This window comes from Chitinophaga silvisoli (assembly GCF_003412465.1).
In the GTDB taxonomy this organism is placed as follows: Bacteria; Bacteroidota; Bacteroidia; order Chitinophagales; family Chitinophagaceae; genus Chitinophaga; species Chitinophaga silvisoli.
Window position 1 is genome coordinate 22,901 of the sequence record NZ_QTJV01000016.1, and the last position, 15,733, is coordinate 38,633.

Below are 15,733 nucleotides of genomic sequence, written 5' to 3' on the forward strand. Positions count from 1 at the left end.
AGCATGATACCTGATGATAATATCCTTGGTAAGGAAGCCTGTGCAGACTCCCTGAAATATGTAATAGACGCATTGTATGTACTCGGTGGCAAGTGGAAACTTCCTGTCATCCTATGCATTGTGCAGTCTTCGAAACGCTTTAATGAAATCCAGCATGAGGTAAGTGGCATATCGCCCAAGGTGCTGGCACAGGAACTGAAAGACCTGGAGATGAATGATTTTATCAGGCGGAATGTATACCCGACTACACCCGTGAGCATTATTTACGAAGCAACGGAATATAGTCTTACGCTGAAAAATGTATTGCGCGAGTTGAGTACCTGGGGCGAGCAACATAGGGAGCGGATCAGGAGAAGTATGAGTAAAAAAGCTTATCTTTAACCCTATTTTTCAGGAGTATTCATCTCATCCATTAAAACAGAATATGACAAACGGGTTTAAGGTAATCGGCATTTCAGTACGAACAACAAATAAGGATGGCCAGGCGATGCAGGACCTGGGGAAATTGTGGGGACAGTTTTTTGCAGAAAATATATTTGAGAAGATCCCTCATAAAGTATCCGAAGAAATATATGCGATCTATACCGATTACAAAAGCGATTATACAGAAGAATATACTACTATTATAGGCGTACCTGTTACCAGCCTGGATGAGATCCCTGAAGGAATGACCGGGCGTGAGTTTGAGGCGGAGCAATTCCGGAAATTTATTGCGAAAGGCGCGATGCCGGCAGCAGTGGGCAATACCTGGATGGAGATCTGGCAGAGAGATAAAGAATTGAACAGGAAATATACTTATGACTATGAGGTGTATGGCGCGAAATCCCGGCAGGGAGATCATTCAGAGGTAGACATCTTCATAGCGACAAAATAAGAATCGCCACATAATAAAAAGCCATAAAAAAAGAATAGCTATAAAATAAGAATAGCGGCGAAATAAGAATAGCTATAAAATAGGAATAGCGACGAAAAAAGAATAGCGATAAAATAAGAATCGCCATAAAGTAAGATCAGAAAAGGGCTCCTGAAGCATGATACATGAACAATCATCTCCAGCGCCACACAATAAAATTACCAACATGTCAATAACAAAAGAAGCTGAATTAATTGGTATGCAAAAAGCCAGCGAAGCTGTTGCCTACACCTTAAAAGAAATGACCAACTATGCACAGGTGGGCATGAGTACAAAAGAGCTGGATGAATTCGGTGCTAAGATCCTCGCTGGCTTTGGTGCTAAATCCGCCCCTTACTTAACATACAAGTTCCCGGGCTGGACCTGCATCAGCGTTGACAACGAATTTTGCCACGGCGTACCATCTGAAAAAAGAATCCTGAAAGATGGTGACCTGGTCAACATCGATGTCTCAGCGGAATTAAACGGCTTCTGGGCAGATAATGGCGGATCATTTGTACTGGGCAATGACATTCACCAGCATCAGAAACTGGTAGATGCATCCAAAGAGATCCTGCAAAAAGCACTCAATACCATAAGAGGTGGTGTGAAAATCTCAGATGTGGGTTTGCTGATGGAAACGGAAGCAAAGAAACGAGGCTATAAAGTGATCAAAAACCTTGGTGGCCATGGCATCGGCAGAGGCCTGCATGAAGAGCCGGGAGACCTGCTCAACTACAGGGTAAAATCAGACAAGAGACGCTTTGCGAAGAACTCAGTCGTGGCGATCGAAACCTTTATTTCTACGCACTCATCTTATGCCACAGAGTCTGCTTTCTTAAATGATGGCTGGACAATGATTGGCGAAAGAGGCGGGTACATGGCACAACATGAACATACCATTGTCGTGACTGATGGACAGCCATTGATCCTGACAGCGATGAACGGCATCTTCAACTAGTAAACTGCTTTCAAAACCTATAATAGATACTCTTTTGTAGAAATGCTAAAAGTTACAGTCAGCCTTATTGCCATCTTACTAAGTTTCCCAACCATACATCGCGGAATTACTGGTCAGCATGGCCTGGTTGCTTTAGCCGGGGTCTTAATTGTAAGTACCAGTATCATTGCACTAGCCATAATATCAGGAAACAAATAAAATTTAAGGCCTTCAGCTCATAAACTGAGGGCTTTTTTTTAAACATTCAACCTGGCCCTCTCAAACCAGTAAATCTGGACCGCTCAGCCTAATAAGCAGTTTCCCCAGCCTCTAGCTTTGCAGTATTAAATCACATGCAATGCAACATTCAGCACAGGTTCTCGTAACAGGTGGCAACGGCGCGCTGGCCATTCACTGTATTCATCAGTTATTAAAAAAAGGCTATCATGTACGGACTTCCCTCCGTTCACTCAGCAAGAAAAATGATGTACTGTCCATGCTGAGAAATGGGGGTATCAGCGCTTTCGATCAACTATCATTCATCGAAGCTGATCTCACCAAAGATGATAACTGGGATGCTGCTATGAAAGGCTGTAAATATGTACTGCACGTCGCCTCCCCCACACACTCTTCATCAAAAAATGAAAATGAAATGATTGGCCCCGCTGTCGAAGGTGTACTGCGTGTTCTGCAGGCAGCTAAACATGCAGATGTAAAGAGGGTGGTGCTCACTTCCAGTTTCGGTGCACTTGGATTCAGTCACAAAGCAGTCAAAGGTCATACATCCGGCAGGAACCCATGTCAAAAAAGCAATGAAACCACTGGGACTACCGAAATAACCGGGACTAACGATATAACCGGGACCACCCAAACCACAGGGACTAACAAAACCACTGGGACTACCGAAATAACCAGGACTAACGATATAACCGGGACCACCCAAACCACAGGGACTAACAAAACCACAAGGACCACCGAAATAACCAGGACTAACGATATAACCGGGACCACCCAAACCAGAGGGACTAACAAAACCACAAGGACCACCGAAACCACCGAAGCAGACTGGACCGACCCCAACGAAAAAGGCCTCTCCGCCTATGAAAAATCCAAAGTACTAGCCGAACGTGCTGCCTGGGATTTTATCAACACCGAAGGCGGTGATATGGAACTATCCGTAATCAATCCCGTCGCCATTTATGGCCCCTCATTAGGCCCCAATAACTCCCCCAGCCTTGGATTGCTCAGGATGCTCCTGGGCGGGCAACTGAAAGCTGTTCCAAACATTCCCCTGAACGTCGTCGACATCCGCGACGTTGCCGACCTGCATCTCCGTGCCATGGAAAATCCTGCTGCCGCCGGCCAGCGCTTTATCGCCACTGCTGATGGCCAGATCTCCCTGCCGGAAATTGCCCGCTTATTGAAGGCTAAAATGCCCGCTGCCGCAGCAAAAGTGTCGCTGAAAGTCATTCCCGACGGGGTACTTCGCATCATGCGCTTATTCAACCCACAGGCAAAAACCGCTTACCACATGCTCAGCATCAACCGCAATGTCAGCAATGCAAAAGCAAAAAAGATCTTAGGCTGGACACCCTCCGGTAACAATGAAACCGCTATTTTAGCAGCTGTAGAAACGATGCTGAAATGATAAAGCAACCCTGCCTGAATGAACACGAAGTATTGCTGGAACAATTTATTCCGGACCATGTCTTCCTGTACGTAACAAAAGGAACCATTTATGGCTATGATGGAAGTCGTACCTACACCCTGCAGGAAGGCGATTACTGTGTAGTGCGCAAGAACCGCCTGGCAAGATACAACAGTGAAAAAGGAGCTGCATTTCACAGGATCTTCTTTTGCTTTGATGAAACATTTATAAGAGGCTTCCAGGAAAAATACCAACTGAAAGCAGGCAGCCTAAAAACACCTGGCAATCTAAAAACAAATGACACCTTTATAAAAATCAGGGACAATGACATGGTCCCTGCTTTTATCCATTCCCTCCTACCTTATACCGATGCCACCGGACGACTCCTGCCCGCCTTTGAAGATGTGAAGTACGAGGAGCTGATGATCTTGCTCCTGCATGTTCAGCCGGAACTGGCAGACCTGTTTTTTGACTACGCCCCTCCGCAGAAAATAAACCTGGAAGAGTTCATGCAGCGCAATTACAAATTCAATGTAAACATAACGCGCTTTGCATACCTGACAGGGCGTAGTCTCTCCGCTTTCAAAAGGGATTTTAAGGCCATCTTTCATCAAAGTCCGAACCAGTGGCTCATACAACGCCGACTGCAGGAAGCTTACGTATTGATCGAACAGGGAAATAAAAAAGCATCTGAAATTTATATCGAGCTGGGATTTGAGGACTTATCCCACTTTTCGCTGGCTTTCAAAAAATTGTTTGGCATCAGGCCTACAGAGCTGGCGAAAAAAGGGTAATCCTTTCCCCAATAAACCGTAATTTTGCGCCCAAATTAAAACATCGTTGGGAGATAAGATCGCTTACTTTTCGCAAGAATCAATTAAAGATATACCCTTACCAGAACGGTTTACCTTTCCTTTTTTCTACGAACCACATCCATTATCCAGACTAGCCGCTGCCAACCTCCAACACTACCTGGAAACACACACCGGGCTGGATCACAATTTTGGATTGGAAAACGATACGGATGGGTCCCCCATCGGGAAAATGTTCGGCGTGCTCGTCGTACAGGACCCACAAGGCCAACTGGGCTACCTCTCCGCCTTCTCCGGTAAACTGGCCAACTCCAACGACCATCCTAAATTCGTTCCGCCTGTTTTCGATATGCTCACCGAAAACAGCTTCTTCCTGCAAGGACTGGAAATCATCACATCCATCAATACCCGCATTGATCAGCTCAGCACAGATAATGATTACCTGCGCCTGCAAACCGCCCTGGAAAATGCACGCAAAAACGCAAACAGTGAAATCAGCGATTTAAAGGCCCAATTAAAGCTGAATAAGGATAAACGCAAACAGGTAAGGGCCGAACTGAAAGAACGCCTGAATGAGGCGGATTACGCTATTGCGGAGGCAAATGTGATCAACCAGAGTCTGGCCGATAAGCGACAGCTGAAACACCTCTCTGACCAATGGTCTCAAACCATCAGCGATCTGCAAAACCAGGTGGCCACATTCGAATCGGAAATCGAGTCCCTAAAAAACGAACGCAAAGAACGATCGGCCGATCTGCAGCAACAGATCTTCGAACAATACAGTTTTCTCAATAAAGACAAGAAGAGCCGGAGTCTCCGGGACATCTTCAAAGAAACGCCATTTGGCAAACCTCCTGCCGGCAGTGGCGAATGCGCCATGCCCAAGTTATTGCAATACGCCTTTGCCCATGACTACCAGCCCATTTCCATGGCTGAGTTCTGGTGGGGCGCTTCTCCTAAATCCGAGATCCGGAAGCACCAGCAGTTTTACCCCGCCTGCACCGGCAAGTGTAAACCGATCCTGGCCCATATGCTGGAAGGAATCCCGGTGGACGACAACCCATTACTCGACATTAAAGAAGACCGCAGTCCCCTCGAAATCATCTTTGAAGACGATAGTTTCGTAGTGGTCAACAAACCGGCAGGTTTACGCTCCGTACCCGGTGTGAACATTGAGGATTCTGTATATAGCAGGTTAAAGCGGGGTCTACTAGCTACAGAACCGTTGATAATCCATAGATTAGACATGGATACTTCAGGACTACTCGTCGTTGCCAAAACCCCGGCAGCCCACAAGCATATCCAACGGCAATTCTTACAACGAACAGTTCGAAAACGCTATACAGCACTGCTGTCAAAAGTAATAGACCAGTCAGGAGGCATGATCGATCTACCCCTGGGCCCCGACCTCTTCAACCGCCCCCGACAACTGGTTTGCTTTGAAACAGGCAAAAAAAGCGTAACTAAATGGGAAGTAGTGACACGTTATTCAGATACAACCAAAGTCAATTTCTGGCCACTCACAGGCAGAACGCACCAACTCCGTATGCACTCCGCTCATGTATCCGGCCTGAATGCCCCCATCGTTGGCGACGACCTGTATGGTACTCCATCGGAAAGAATGTACCTGCATGCAGCTGAAATTGAGTTTGTGCACCCCGCCACCCGGGAAAAAGTGCGCTTTGCTATTGCGGAAGGCTTCTGATTTCATTGATTTTCAATACCTTTTTCCACGCCTGACAATAGTCATCGCCACTGATGATGCTATTTTCAAAGTAGCATGATCCCCGTCAATAGTTTTGCCTGCAAGATGAAGGAGTTTTGAAGTAGAATTAAACTTTAAACCTTAAGCTATGAAATACATAAAATTCATGCTTGTAGCCATCGCTCTGATGCTGACCAATTTCCTTTCATTATCTGCGCAAACTACTGCTGCACCTGGCGGACCTTCTGTGAACCTCCAGGCCACCAGCTATAAGTTTATCAAAACTGTAAACGGAAAAGAAGAAGCACAACCTGTACAGCCACTTACAATTACTTCTGCCCCATACGATCTGAAGACCGCTGTCAACTATTATGAAGACGAGTATGATTCATACTTCGTTTCCTTCGCAATACCTGACGGCCTGACACTGGCAGCCTACGATAAAAGCGGAAAACTGATCCGTACCGCGGAAAGATATGAACTGGAATTACTACCTACTTCTTTAACAGCTGCAGTTGCAAAAAAATATCCGGGTTGGACTATCTGTAAAGATGTATACCTGATTACTTACATCAAGGACAGGGACAATGAATCCAAATACAGACTTGTTCTGGAAAACGGGACCAAACGGATCAAAGTAAAGGCCAACGACAACGGGGACCTTTTCTAATTGGTTTTTTAAAGACAATGTTTATTTAAAAAAGGGTGTCTCTTTGGGGACACCCTTTCTTTTACCAGGCATTAATGCTATGAGTATATTATAAGGACACTATAAGGTCACTAAAAGGTCACCTCAATATCGATTGGATATTGAGGTGACCTTTTAGTGACCTTAATATGATATATTAGTATCGAATAAGTATTAAAAAAGCACTATCTTCCACTTCCATATCTTTAACATCGATCCTTAACCTCAAAACCATTTTTTATGGCACTCATTAAAGACAGTATTCTTTTTCAATGCGTAGAAGGCAGCCTTGGTGATGAAGTCACCATTTACAAACGAAACGACCAGATTATCATCGCCAAAAAGCGCGGCCCTTCGAAGAAAAAGCCCACGCAAAAACAGCTGGAAGCCCGGTACAGGATGAAGATTGCCGCCAGTTATGCCACCGAAATCCTGAAAGATCCGGAGATGAAAGCTTACTATAAATCCAAAGCTGGACCAGGACAGAATGCCTGGAATATGGCGATAAAAGATGCCTTCAACTCCCCCGAAGTGCAGCAGATCCGCTTCGAAGACACGACTGTAATAGTAAAAGCGAAAGATGATTTCAGGGTAGCAGAAGTAGCAATAAAAGTAGTGGATGCAGATGGCGTACTGCTGGAACGAGGAATGGCAGTTTTAAGCAGGAATGGCGTGGAATGGTACTACCATGCAGCCAGTCTGCCTCCCGGAGGCAGGGTGATAGCTGTGGCCGTGGACCTGGCCGGAAATGAAACCCTGAAAGAAGTAAAACTGGAATAAAACTTTCATGAAAGAGGGTATTGACCCCAGGGAATAAAAACTCTCCTGAGAATAAAACTTTCATGAAAGAGGGTATTGACCCCAGGGAATGAAAACTATCCTCAGAATAAAACTTTCATGAAAAGAGGGTATTCCCCAAAGGGAATACAAACTATTTTCAGAAAAAAGAGAGTATCTCAATGATCCGATGAGATACCCTCCCAAACTATTATCCATTATAAGCAGCCAGCCATTTGGCTTTAATATCTGCACGGGCTTTTATAAACTCCTTGTCGGTTCCCTGTGCGATCGCATCCAGCGGGAAACGGAGCGGACGTGAACCCGCCTTCATATTGACCAGTTCAAGAATGCCATCCGCAATCGTCTGCGGATTCATGTCAAACTGCGCCATCTTGCCAAAAAGGGCAGCACCCAGGCCGTTGAACTTTTCTTCGGCAGCAGCTCCATATGCCTCAATGATCTCTGGTCTGTCCGCATTTAAACCCGCCTTCACACCGGTTGTCATTTCGGTAGGATAAACACCCGGCTGGATACTGACGTTTTCAATGCCGTAGTCCGCCAGCTCATCCTGTGCACCTTCGGTAATGCTCTCTACTACGAATTTAGAGGCTAAATAAGGCACCATGAATGGCATGGTATGACCACTTGCCCCTGAAGTGATATTGATGATCAAACCGCCCTTCTGACTCCGCATTACCGGCAATACTGCCTGGTAGGTACGGAACACGCCGTATACGTTCACTTCGAACATACGGCGGATCTGGTCAATGGTATATGCTTCCAGCAGACCAAAACCACTCACGGCAGCATTGTTTACCAATACATCGATACGGCCAAATTTGCCCACCACCTCTTCAAAGGCTGCTTTTACAGAATGATCATCCGTAATGTCTATATCTACGACCGTAATGTTGGGAATCTTTGCCATTTCAGCCGCTGCTGCAGCGTTTTTGCCGTTTACACCACGCATACCTGCTGCTACTGTATATCCTGCCTTTGCAAGTGTCTGTGCTGTCAATTTACCAAAACCTGTACTTGTTCCTGTGATGAATATTACCTGTGACATAATTTGTAATTTTTACGATACAAAGTTGCGACAGGGGCTTTTTCTCACCATTGACTTATAATAAAAAAAAGCGTTGACAAATGTCAAGAGGAGTTTTGAAGCAGGTTAATTTTGAAGCCTCGTGAACAATTCACCCCGTTTCCTGCAGGAACCCGGGGGCCGGCTTTATTAAATTCGAATGATCCAACGCCAATTATTATTATCTTATAAAGGCCCATTATTTTTTTATAGCTTTACGCCTATATGTTTGAGTCCTTTAAGAATTACATCCTCGAAAGAAGCGCTATCTCAGAACCGGACCTCCTGAAAATAGAGGCCGTATGCCAGTATAAAAAACTACGAAAAAAACAATATCTCCTGCAGGAAGGTGATGTCTGGAAATACAACGCTTTTATTGTAAAAGGCTGTCTGCGCACCTTCCACGTAGATGATAAAGGCAACGAACATATTTTAAACTTCGCTATTGAAAACTGGTGGACCGGCGACCGCGAAAGCCTGCAATCAGGCAAGCCCTCTATCTACAATATAGAAGCGCTGGAAGATGCGGAAGTCATCCTGATCACTAAACCCAATTTCGACCAGCTCTGCCAGGATATCCCCGCTTTCAATGATATGATCAATGCAATATTGCAGAAAAGCTTTATTGCTTCTCAGGGACGGATCCAGAACTTCCTGAGTTTAGGGGCTGAAGAAAAATACCTGAACTTTATGGAGAAATACCCCCAGCTGGCCCTGCGGGTACCACAGGGCATGATCGCCTCTTACCTGGGCATCACACCCGAGACCCTGAGCCGGGTGCGGAAGAATAAACTTAAATGATCTTTATCCGCTCCTCCTCCAGGTCTATCTGGTACAATTGCTCCCTGATGATCTCTTCATCTATCAAAGGGTCCTTATTCAATTCCGTCAGGTAGGCACGCTGACTCTCCAACAATGCTATAAAGATCTTCTTCGTCTGCTCATTCATCAGGTCCTCACTATTCGCCTTGGACCGCTCTTCCCAGATGTGCAGCAACTTCTCCATTCCCGCATGCCCATTCAACTCATTCTCATACTTCTCCTTTAAAAACAGGTACACATGCTGCTTCAATCCCTGTTTCATCTGCTGCCTGGTATCATGCGTTGTCTCCTCCTGGTCCAGGCCATCAAAGATGCCCGTACGCCTGATGAAATAAGGCAATGTAAGCCCTTGTACCAGCAGGGTCAGCAGGATGGTTACAAACGTTATAAAGAGGATCAGGTTACGCTGCGGAAATAAAATACCATTATCAAAGGCCACCGGTACGGACAATGCCGCCGCCAGGGATACCACCCCGCGCATCCCCGTCCAGCCCAGCATCAGGGGCAACAGGAATGTTCTGAGCCGGGTGGTACCCCTCGGCCTTACCTGCGGCCGGAAAATGATCGTAGCCAGCATTGCACAATAAGCACTGATCATTCTTGCCACGATCAGTACTAATGTGACCATCACGCCATACCCGATCGCTGTATGCAAAGGAGTACCATCCGCCCGCAGCCCGTCTACGATTTCAGGCAGGTCCAGGCCAATGATCAGAAAGACGATGCCATTCAATATAAATACAAGGCTATCCCATACGCTATAGGCTGAAATCCGGCTCGCACTGTTCAGGAAGAGCAATCGATTTGACGACATATACAATCCACCACATACTACCGCCAGCACACCGGAACAATGCAATTGCTCCGCCAGCCAGTACATAAGATAAGGTTCTATCAGGGTAAGCGCAATATCAGAAGTAGGTGTTGTAGGCAGACATTTGTGCGCTTTTACAAACAACCATGCCAGCACCAGCCCAATCGCTGCCCCACCTATGACCATCCATACAAAACTACCCGCTGCCTGGAACCAGATAAATTGTCCCGTGCCTACGGTAACCATGGCAAAACGGAAAATGATCAACGAAGAGGCATCATTCAGTAAGCTCTCCCCTTCCAGGATCGCGGAAGTAGATTTAGGGATCTTTACAAACTTTGTAATAGCGGCTGTACTGATCGCATCCGGTGGCGAGACTATACCACCCAGTAAAAATCCTAATGCAATACTGAATCCCGGTAAGAAATAATTGGCAAACACGGCCACCGACAATGCAGTAAAGAATACCACCAGGAATGCAAAACTGCTGATGATCCGCCACCATTTTTTCATCTCCTTGAAGGATACTCCCCAGGAGGCTTCAAACAATAAAGGTGGTAAAAAAATAAAGAAAATCAGGTCAGGGTTGACCCTCACCGCAGGTAAACCGGGGATAAAACTAATGAGCAATCCTGCCACTACTAATACGATAGGATACGCGATTTTTAGCTTGGTCGCCCACATTTCCAATATCACGACAGCCGCAATCATTGCGAGAAAAAAAGGAAGGATAGTGTGCATTCAACTTATTTTAGAGCCAGACGGGCAATCAGGCTCTAAAATAAGGAAATAGGATGGGATTTTACTCCTGAATGCGCATCAGCCTTTCTTCAATGTCAGCACAGCAATCTCAGGCCACATACCGATCCTTCCTTTTAAGCCAAGGAAACCAAATCCCCTGTTCACATACAGGTATTTTCCCTGTTGCTCGTACAGGCCTGCCCACTGCTTATACACATATTTTATCGGGCTCCATTTAAAACCAAACAACTCAATACCGAACTGCATACCATGGGTATGCCCCGCAAGCGTAAGGTGTACATGCTGGTGATGGTCTACCGTCACTTCATCCCAGTGAGAAGGATCGTGCGACATCAGTACTTTGAAGGAATTATCAGGTACATTAGCTGTAGCCCGCTTCAGGTCACCGTATTTATGAAAACCACCCTTGCCCCAATTCTCCACCCCGATCAGGGAGATACTCTGCCCTTGTTTTTTGATGGTCACCGCCTCATTCAGCAACAGGTTAAAACCCATTTCTCCATGCACTTCTTTCAGGCGGGCCAGGTTTGCGGCCTGCGCCTCCTTACTTTCCCACCTGATGTAATCACCGTAGTCATGGTTGCCTAATACGGAATACTTGCCGTAAGGGGCCTTTAATTTGTTAAATCCGCCTATCCAGGGGTCCATCTCGGAGGCCATGTTATTGACAAGGTCGCCGGTGAAGAGTAAGAGATCGCTTTGCTGGGCATCCACCAGGTCAAGACCTTTCTGTACGCCGCCGGCATCGCTGAAACTACCGGAGTGAATATCGGATAACTGGGTGATGGTAAAACCGTCGAAAGCCTCAGGCAGGTCGGGGAAGAAAATGGTTTCTTTTCTCACCTTGTAGAAGTGCTTCCCTTTCGTGAGACCAAAGAGAATGGCCACGAAGAGAGCGCCTGCTATGGCCAGGGCAACTTCACTCACGTATATGCTCCTGGCTGGAAAGCCACGGAATAAACGCACAATATCCTCGGCCAGTAATACCGGGGAGGAAAATACCTTGGGAATGTAGTTGAGCATCATAGCACCAATCACAACAGCGATGAATCGTTCTGAATGTAAACCAGCCCTGCGCAGGAAGATGATAGAGATGATCGCAGCAATCAATAAAATATCGAAGAGCCAGTAAGCGAAGTGCAATGCGGGTTGCTGACTGAGTGTCGAAACAGCCTGGTAAAAATAAAGATCGCCTACCAGGAAGAGCAATAACATTAATGGAAACCTTGCCATATAAAAATAAAACGCGTTTATTAGGTAGACGATCAGGGGGTAATAATATTGTAAATTATTATTTATTTTTTGTATTTAGCTGGTTTCCAAGGCGCTCTTTATGCCTCCTTTGCTTCATTATTTTCTCCAACACCAAATCGATTCTTAGCATCTCCGGTAACGGGTGTAAAGAAGTTCACCAGGTTACCATCCGGATCCCTGAACAGGAGAGAACGGTTGCCCCATGGCATTGTGGTAGGCGGCTGTACCACAGTATCAGCAGGAATGCGGGTGTAAGCAGCATCTACATCGTCTACCCTGAATTCAATGATCACAGACCTGTTGCTGGCAGCTTCGGCTACATGGCCGCCAAAGAGGGCAAGGGTACGGGTACTGCCAATGGCCAGTGCGGCAGCGGAGGTTTTTACTTCGGCAAAGTCTTCCGTAAACCAGGTAAAAGGCAATGCTGTAGCGCTTTCATAAAATTTAACCAGGCGCTGGATGTCAGCCGTAATGATACGGATCGAGGAAAGAATCATGGTCTGTTTATTTTGTTACCAGGGCAAAATAAAGCGGCCCGGGTGACAACCCTATGTCAGCAGCTTTCCTAATAATTTTAATTTCTGGTCCACCTTTTCTGAGAAGAGCACCCCCAGCGATAAGCGGATACAGTTTTCAAACTGGTCCTGCAGGGTAAACATCCTGCCGGGGGCAATGCTTATTTTATTTTTCAAAGCAGTTTCAAAGAGTTCGGTTGTATTCACCTTTTTATTGCATTCCACCCAGATGGCAAGGCCCCCCTGTGGACGGCTTACCTTCGTATCAGCAGGAAACCAGGAGGCAATTGCATCTATATAATGCAAATAGTTTTGTAGTAAAGTGGCTCTCAACTTCCTGAGATGATTGTCATACCTGCCATTCCTGAGAAAGGAGGCAATGGCTTCATGTACAAGTGCCGGTGATGATAACATATGCACCAGTTTCAGTTTCAATACCTTCTCCCTGTACCTGCCTGGTGCCACCCATCCTACACGGTACCCCGGTGCAATGGTTTTCGAAAAGGAACTACAGAGCAATACATTGCCTGCTTCATCAAATGTCTTGCAGCATTTAGGACGCTGTGTACCAAAATACAGATCGCCATAGATGTCGTCTTCTATTAATGGAATGCCATGCTTTGCCAGGAGTGCAACTACTTCTTTCTTATGCTCATCGGGCATACAGCTACCCAGTGGGGTATTGAAATTTGGCACCAGCAGACAAACATCGATCTTCTTTATTACTTTTTTCAGGGCATCGATTTCGACACCTGTTACAGGATGCGTAGGAAGTTCCAGGACCTTTAAACCCAGGCTCCTGGCCAGCTGCAGACTCCCCGGATAGCAGGGGCTTTCCATGGCAATGGTATCTCCCGGTTTGCTTACTGCCATCATGCAAAAGAAGAGTGCATTGATACCACCGGTAGTGGTAATAATATCGCTTTCCTTTAGCTTGCCTCCCCATGATAAGGAACGGGCGGCAATCATTCTTCGCAGGTCTTCATTGCCGGGTACCTCTTCATAGGCGGTACCGCTGGAGGATAAACGACGGGTAGCCTGTATTATTTCTTTATTCAGTTTTGCCAGGGGCAGCATTTCAGTACTGGGTGCACCCATGGAGAGGTGGGTGAGCCCGGGTTTTCCCCGGGTAGCATACACCCTGGAAATGAGGGCTTCAGGCTCATTGTCCTGGCTGATGGGAGAAGGCTTGCTGACTTCCGGCAGGGGGAGGCGCTGATAAGGTAGCTGACTTACAAAATAACCGGATTGAGGTTTCGACTCAATCAGCGATTGGGCTTCCAGTTCTATAAAGACCCGTTTGGCGGTATTCATGCTGATACCGTGCTCCTGGCAGAGTAGCCTGACGGAGGGAAGACGGTCACCGGGCTTCAATACCTGCTCCCTGATCTGGCGCGCAATGCTATTGGAAATATCAGCGTACAACATGTAACAAAGATAACTGTGTCCATCAAAATACACAAAACTGAGACTGTGCTTATTGAGTAGTGGGCAATAGATTTGCACTATTAAAAAAGAACATGATGCCGGATGTAGTAATTAAAACAGGAAAAGAACAGATGGACCTGCAAACGGTGCATCAGTTCCTAAGTCAGGAATCCTATTGGGCCAAAGGTATCCCCTTTGAGATGGTAGCAGATGCCCTCTCCCACTCTTATTGCACGGGCGCATTCCTGGACGGGCAACAAATCGGTTTTGGCAGACTGATTACTGATTACACCACCTTTGCGTGGTTTGCTGATTTCTTTGTACTGCCTGAATACCATGGCAGGGGTGTGGCGAAACAAATGCTGACACATATATTATCACAGCCCTGGACGAAACGGCTGCGCAGAAAAATGCTGGCGACAAAGGATGCGCATACTTTGTACGAAAAGTTTGAGTTTACAGCACTGGCATCGCCCGATAGGATCATGGAGATTTTTCAGCCGGATATTCATCTGCATATTTGATTAACTTTGCAGTATGCCTGTTTCAATCCTTCGTTATCGCACCAGTACACCGGCCCCCAGGGCGCAGATCATGCTGGGACAGAATATGTTTACCTTTCTGCTGGATGGTGAAAAAACGGTGCATTTTGCCGGCACACAGGTGACGGTGCAGCCACAGCAATTTGTATTGCTGGCAGCAGGAAATTGTTTGATGAGTGAGAAGATTGCCCCGGCGAATGCTGACTATCACAGTATCCTCATTCTCTTTGGCAATGAATTACTATCAGATTTCTTTAACAGGCATCTTGCTTTGTTAGGTACACCCGTTAAGCAACCAGGGACTCTTCCTTTCTTAAAATTTGAGAAAGATGCGTTCCTGGACAGCTTTGTACATTCGCTGGATTGTATGCTGACCGATGACAAGTCGTTTCACCCGGCATTGGCGCAGGTAAAACTGGAGGAGTTGTTCTTATACCTGGCAATCCACTTCCCGGGGCAGTTATCGCAGATCAGGAGTATGGGTTACGAGGCGAATGAGGAGCTGGTGATCCGGCAGGCAATTACTTCGCATATAGATAGTAATATTACGGTGGAGGAGCTGGCTTTTCTATGTAATATGAGTTTGTCTTCCTTCAAGCGGAAGTTTGCGAAGATGTATGAGACCAGTCCGAATAAATGGTTGCTGGAAAAGAGGATGGAGAGAGCAGCAAAGATGCTGCGGCAGGAGAACAGGAAGGCCAGTGAAATTTATTATGAACTGGGTTATGAAAATCTATCCAGTTTTATACAGTCTTTTAAGCAGATGTATGGAGTGACCCCCAGGCAATATCAATTGAACGTCTAGCGAACATTTGTATGGAATGCCCCAGGCAATATCAATTGAACGTTTAGCAAACATTTGTATGGAATGCCCCAGACAATATCAATTGAACGTTTAGCAATACATTTGTATGAATGTGCCCCAGGCAATATCAATTGAACTTTTAGCTACATATTTGTATGGTCTGCCCCAATATCAATTGAACGTTTAGCGACACTTTCCGGACGTTTACCTGTTTTTAGGCAGCCATGTGCATGACTACCTTT

Annotated in this window: 16 protein-coding genes; 11 read left to right on the forward strand and 5 right to left on the reverse strand. The window is 46.1% G+C overall.

Going from position 1 to position 15,733, the window contains the following annotated elements; translation table 11 throughout:
• Nucleotides 1-3 precede the first annotated feature (3 nt).
• The 8 genes from DXN04_RS30065 to DXN04_RS30100 all read left to right on the forward strand — a co-directional run bounded on the left by DXN04_RS30065 (nt 4) and on the right by DXN04_RS30100 (nt 7,465).
• Entirely contained in the window at nt 4-381 is a 378-nt protein-coding gene (locus tag DXN04_RS30065; protein ID WP_116857129.1) for a winged helix-turn-helix transcriptional regulator, read from the forward strand.
• Between the two features lie 43 nt (nt 382-424).
• Entirely contained in the window at nt 425-874 is a 450-nt protein-coding gene (locus tag DXN04_RS30070) for a GyrI-like domain-containing protein (protein WP_116857130.1), read from the forward strand.
• A gap of 205 nt (nt 875-1,079) precedes the next feature.
• Entirely contained in the window at nt 1,080-1,853 is a 774-nt protein-coding gene (gene map / locus DXN04_RS30075; RefSeq protein WP_116857131.1) for a type I methionyl aminopeptidase, read from the forward strand.
• A gap of 337 nt (nt 1,854-2,190) precedes the next feature.
• Nucleotides 2,191-3,480 (forward strand): NAD-dependent epimerase/dehydratase family protein, encoded by a 1,290-nt coding sequence (locus DXN04_RS30080; protein ID WP_116857132.1) that lies wholly within the window; start codon nt 2,191-2,193, stop codon nt 3,478-3,480.
• The gene (locus DXN04_RS30085; protein WP_116857133.1) at nt 3,477-4,274 is read left to right on the forward strand and encodes a helix-turn-helix domain-containing protein; all 798 of its coding nucleotides are present in this window, start codon (nt 3,477-3,479) and stop codon (nt 4,272-4,274) included. Before DXN04_RS30080 ends, DXN04_RS30085 begins: the two co-directional genes overlap by 4 nt.
• A gap of 46 nt (nt 4,275-4,320) precedes the next feature.
• Nucleotides 4,321-5,997, forward strand: coding sequence for an RluA family pseudouridine synthase (locus tag DXN04_RS30090; protein WP_233525722.1), 1,677 nt, complete (start codon nt 4,321-4,323; stop codon nt 5,995-5,997).
• A 148-nt stretch (nt 5,998-6,145) separates the two neighbouring features.
• On the forward strand, nt 6,146-6,667 hold the full coding sequence (locus DXN04_RS30095; protein WP_116857135.1) for a nicotinate-nucleotide adenylyltransferase: 522 nt from the start codon (nt 6,146-6,148) through the stop codon (nt 6,665-6,667).
• 258 nt (nt 6,668-6,925) lie between these two features.
• Nucleotides 6,926-7,465: a hypothetical protein gene (locus DXN04_RS30100; RefSeq protein WP_116857136.1), complete on the forward strand. Its 540-nt coding sequence runs from the start codon at nt 6,926-6,928 to the stop codon at nt 7,463-7,465.
• A gap of 208 nt (nt 7,466-7,673) precedes the next feature.
• On the opposite strand, the gene DXN04_RS30105 is transcribed toward DXN04_RS30100, so the two are convergent.
• Nucleotides 7,674-8,531, reverse strand: coding sequence for an SDR family oxidoreductase (locus DXN04_RS30105; RefSeq protein ID WP_116857137.1), 858 nt, complete (start codon nt 8,529-8,531; stop codon nt 7,674-7,676).
• Between the two features lie 243 nt (nt 8,532-8,774).
• On the opposite strand from DXN04_RS30105, the gene DXN04_RS30110 reads away from it, so the two are divergent.
• Nucleotides 8,775-9,350, forward strand: coding sequence for a Crp/Fnr family transcriptional regulator (locus DXN04_RS30110; protein WP_116857138.1), 576 nt, complete (start codon nt 8,775-8,777; stop codon nt 9,348-9,350).
• On the opposite strand, the gene DXN04_RS30115 is transcribed toward DXN04_RS30110, so the two are convergent.
• The 4 genes from DXN04_RS30115 to DXN04_RS30130 all read right to left on the reverse strand — a co-directional run bounded on the left by DXN04_RS30115 (nt 9,343) and on the right by DXN04_RS30130 (nt 14,144).
• Nucleotides 9,343-10,926 carry a Na+/H+ antiporter gene (locus tag DXN04_RS30115; RefSeq protein WP_116857139.1) on the reverse strand — a complete coding sequence of 528 codons (1,584 nt, stop codon included), beginning with the start codon at nt 10,924-10,926 and terminating at the stop codon, nt 9,343-9,345. The two genes, DXN04_RS30110 and DXN04_RS30115, sit on opposite strands and share 8 nt — an antisense overlap.
• A gap of 78 nt (nt 10,927-11,004) precedes the next feature.
• On the reverse strand, nt 11,005-12,180 hold the full coding sequence (locus tag DXN04_RS30120) for a metallophosphoesterase (RefSeq protein ID WP_116857140.1): 1,176 nt from the start codon (nt 12,178-12,180) through the stop codon (nt 11,005-11,007).
• A gap of 98 nt (nt 12,181-12,278) precedes the next feature.
• On the reverse strand, nt 12,279-12,698 hold the full coding sequence (locus DXN04_RS30125) for a VOC family protein (RefSeq protein ID WP_116857141.1): 420 nt from the start codon (nt 12,696-12,698) through the stop codon (nt 12,279-12,281).
• Between the two features lie 51 nt (nt 12,699-12,749).
• Nucleotides 12,750-14,144 carry an aminotransferase-like domain-containing protein gene (locus DXN04_RS30130; protein ID WP_116857142.1) on the reverse strand — a complete coding sequence of 465 codons (1,395 nt, stop codon included), beginning with the start codon at nt 14,142-14,144 and terminating at the stop codon, nt 12,750-12,752.
• A 92-nt stretch (nt 14,145-14,236) separates the two neighbouring features.
• Here DXN04_RS30130 and DXN04_RS30135 point away from each other — a divergent pair, with 92 nt between their 5' ends.
• Both DXN04_RS30135 and DXN04_RS30140 read left to right on the forward strand, forming a co-directional pair.
• Nucleotides 14,237-14,668: a GNAT family N-acetyltransferase gene (locus tag DXN04_RS30135; protein ID WP_233525723.1), complete on the forward strand. Its 432-nt coding sequence runs from the start codon at nt 14,237-14,239 to the stop codon at nt 14,666-14,668.
• A gap of 13 nt (nt 14,669-14,681) precedes the next feature.
• On the forward strand, nt 14,682-15,491 hold the full coding sequence (locus DXN04_RS30140; RefSeq protein WP_116857143.1) for a helix-turn-helix domain-containing protein: 810 nt from the start codon (nt 14,682-14,684) through the stop codon (nt 15,489-15,491).
• Nucleotides 15,492-15,733 lie beyond the last annotated feature (242 nt).